The organism is Streptomyces sp. YS-3 (genome assembly GCF_045257485.1).
In the GTDB taxonomy this organism is placed as follows: domain Bacteria; phylum Actinomycetota; class Actinomycetes; order Streptomycetales; family Streptomycetaceae; genus Streptomyces.
The window spans coordinates 1-2,645 of the sequence record NZ_JBJHPC010000789.1; the positions used below are offsets into that span (position 1 = coordinate 1).

General features: G+C 70.1%; 5 protein-coding genes. 1 reads left to right on the top strand and 4 read right to left on the bottom strand.

Annotated elements, in window-relative coordinates; all coding sequences use genetic code 11:
- Positions 1–10 precede the first annotated feature (10 nt).
- Positions 11–664: an SCO3374 family protein gene (locus ACJA3G_RS34770; protein WP_406557025.1), complete on the top strand. Its 654-nt coding sequence runs from the start codon at positions 11–13 to the stop codon at positions 662–664.
- Here the strand turns inward: ACJA3G_RS34770 and ACJA3G_RS34775 are convergent.
- The 4 genes from ACJA3G_RS34775 to ACJA3G_RS34790 all read right to left on the bottom strand — a co-directional run bounded on the left by ACJA3G_RS34775 (position 643) and on the right by ACJA3G_RS34790 (position 2,557).
- Positions 643–978, bottom strand: a complete 336-nt coding sequence (locus ACJA3G_RS34775) for an Lsr2 family protein (RefSeq protein WP_358832509.1) — start codon at positions 976–978, stop codon at positions 643–645. The two genes, ACJA3G_RS34770 and ACJA3G_RS34775, sit on opposite strands and share 22 nt — an antisense overlap.
- Before the next feature lie 153 nt (positions 979–1,131).
- Entirely contained in the window at positions 1,132–1,653 is a 522-nt protein-coding gene (locus ACJA3G_RS34780; protein WP_406557022.1) for an amino-acid N-acetyltransferase, read from the bottom strand.
- Between the two features lie 9 nt (positions 1,654–1,662).
- Positions 1,663–2,181, bottom strand: a complete 519-nt coding sequence (locus tag ACJA3G_RS34785; protein ID WP_406557023.1) for a BlaI/MecI/CopY family transcriptional regulator — start codon at positions 2,179–2,181, stop codon at positions 1,663–1,665.
- Positions 2,182–2,377: 196 nt separating this feature from the next.
- Positions 2,378–2,557 (bottom strand): hypothetical protein, encoded by a 180-nt coding sequence (locus ACJA3G_RS34790; protein WP_406557024.1) that lies wholly within the window; start codon positions 2,555–2,557, stop codon positions 2,378–2,380.
- Positions 2,558–2,645 lie beyond the last annotated feature (88 nt).

A 2,645-nucleotide genomic window follows, 5' to 3' on the forward strand; every position in this document is an offset into this window, starting at 1 on the left:
GCCCGGGCCGGTGCCCCCGCCGCGCACCCCGCCGGGGCTCCCGCTCGCCCAGTGGTACGAGCGCGAACTCGGCTGGGCCGTCGTGGCGGGCCCGCCGGTGCGGCTCCTGACGGGGCTGCGCTTCGACGTGCTGGACCTCCCGGCGCCCGCTGGTGCCGCCCTGCTGGGGCGGTTCGCACGGACCGGCCCGGTCGCCCTGACGGGACGCCGGATGCGGTTCCTGGTGGCCGCCGGCAGCGCCGAGGAACTGCCCGGGCTGCTCGACTGGCTGGAGTGGGGCGGGGTCGGCCTGGACCTGTCCGCCATCGGCGCCGACGGCCGGATCACCGCTCCCCCGCCGCCCGGCCGGAGCGTCCCGCCCGCTCGGGACGGCTCGCGGGAGACCGCCGTATGGCTGCGGCCTCCCGAGCCGGGGTGCGAGGTCGAAGCGACCCTGCCGGCGTTCACCGGATTCGCCGGACCCGAAGGCGGCGGGGGCGGAGGGGACACCCCCGACCTCGTCCGGCTGGTGGACGCGGCGGCGACGGAATGCCACCGGGCCCGCCTGTTCCCCACGCGACCGGTGACCGGCTCCGCGCTCGCCCCGTACCGGGCCGAGGCGAAGAGTCCGGGTGACGCGGGAACGTCGGGCTGCGCGGGAACTCAGCCGTTCGCCTTCTCGTAGGCCTCGCGAATGTCGGCCGGGACGCGTCCGCGGTCGTTCACGTTGTAGCCCTGCTCCTTGGCCCACTTGCGGATCTGGGCGGTGTCCTGGCCCGCCGGAGCGGCACCGCGGGCCTTGCCCCGGCCGCCGGCGGCACGGCCACCGGTGCGCCGTCCGCTCTTGGTGTACGGGTCGAGCAGACCCCGGAGCTTGTCCGCGTTGGCGGTGGTGAGGTCGATCTCGTAGGTCTTGCCGTCAAGCGCGAACGTCACGGTCTCGTCCGCCTCGCCGCCGTCGAGGTCATCGACAAGAAGGACCTGAACCTTCTGTGCCACCGGATTTCCTTTCATCGAAAATGCAGTACGCGGAAAGGAAACCGCTTTTGCCTGGAAAACACAAACCCCCGGCAGAGGTTCAGGGAGCATGCACAGCGGGAAACGTACGCGATTCGGACATAGGGTTCTGCCGGGTTCCGCCGGTTCCCGCGATCACAGGTGCAGAAGCATCCGGCTGTTGCCCAAGGTGTTCGGCTTCACTCGTTCGAGACCCAGGAACTCGGCGACACCCTCGTCATACGAGCGCAACAGCTCGCTGTAGACATCTGTGTCGACCGGAGTCTCGCCGATCTCGGTGAAGCCGTGCTTCGCGAAGAACTCCACTTCGAAGGTCAGGCAGAAAACCTTGCGGACGCCGAGCCAGCGAGCGGTCCCGAGCAGCTTGTCGAGTACCAGATGCCCCACTCCGGCGCCCTTGAACTCGCGGTCCACCGCGAGAGTGCGCACTTCGGCCAGGTCTTCCCACATCACGTGCAGTGCGCCGCAGCCGACCACCCGGGCATCCGAGTCGCGTTCCGCGACCCAGAACTCCTGGATGTCCTCGTAAAGCGTCACGGTCGCTTTGTCGAGCAGGATGCCCGCGCCGACGTACGCGTCGAGAAGGCGGCGGACCGCCGGGACATCGCTGGTCCTGGCCCGGCGGACGGTGACGGCATTTGCGGGGGCATAAGACATGACCGGACGCTATCGCCCCGGACCGTCTCCGGTCCCATCGGGTTCCGCGGCTTGTACGCCCTCTCGCGGACCCTGTTCCGGACCGCGTTCCCGGCGGCGTTCGCGCCCGTCTTCCGGACCGCCTTCCGCGTCCTCTTCCCGGTCCCGGGGGAGATCCGCCGGTTCCGCCGCGTCGGTTGGATCGGCCGGATCCGGGGAGTCCTCGGGCGGTCCGACCATCCGTACGGCATCGCGCAGCGACTCGCGCTGCTCGGGCGACATCATGCCGAAGAAGGCGACCAGTGCGGCGGCGGGGTTGTCGCTCTGCGACCACGCTTCGTTCATCAGTGCGGCGGCGTAGGCGGCGCGGGTGGAGACCGCGGTATATCGATAGGCACGGCCGTCGACTTCCCGGCGCACCCAGCCCTTCTGATGGAGATTGTCCATTACGGTCATCACGGTCGTGTACGCGATGGACCGTTCCTGCTGAAGGTCTTCCAGGACTTCCCGGACGGTCACCGGACGGTTCCACTGCCAGACGCGCGTCATGACGGCGTCTTCCAGCTCTCCCAATTGGCGAGGCACATCTGCACCATAGTGGGAGATGTCCCGAATGGCTGGTTATTTACGGTGGTGAACAGCAAAAAGGGCGCGCGCCCCCGATATGGGGTCGCGCGCCCTTGACGCGTGAAGCGCGCCGTACTTCGTGGGGCGGTGCCGTCGGGCCGGACCGGCGCCGCGGCTGTCAGACCTGGCCGGGGGTCGGCCGCTGCCGGGCCGCCTCGGCGCGGGCGAGCGCGGCGTCCACGGCCGCGTCTTCCTTGCCCTTGTTGGGGCCGCCCTGGCTCTTGACGATCGTCACGATGAGCCCGATGAAGAAGACGGCCATCACCACGGGGGGAACGAGCGCGGAAACGTAGTCCATGGCGTCCAGGGTAGCTACCCGGCGGCGCGGGCGGCGGGCGGGGGCAGCGGCTTGCGGCGCGGCGGGAACACCTCACCCGGCGTCGGGA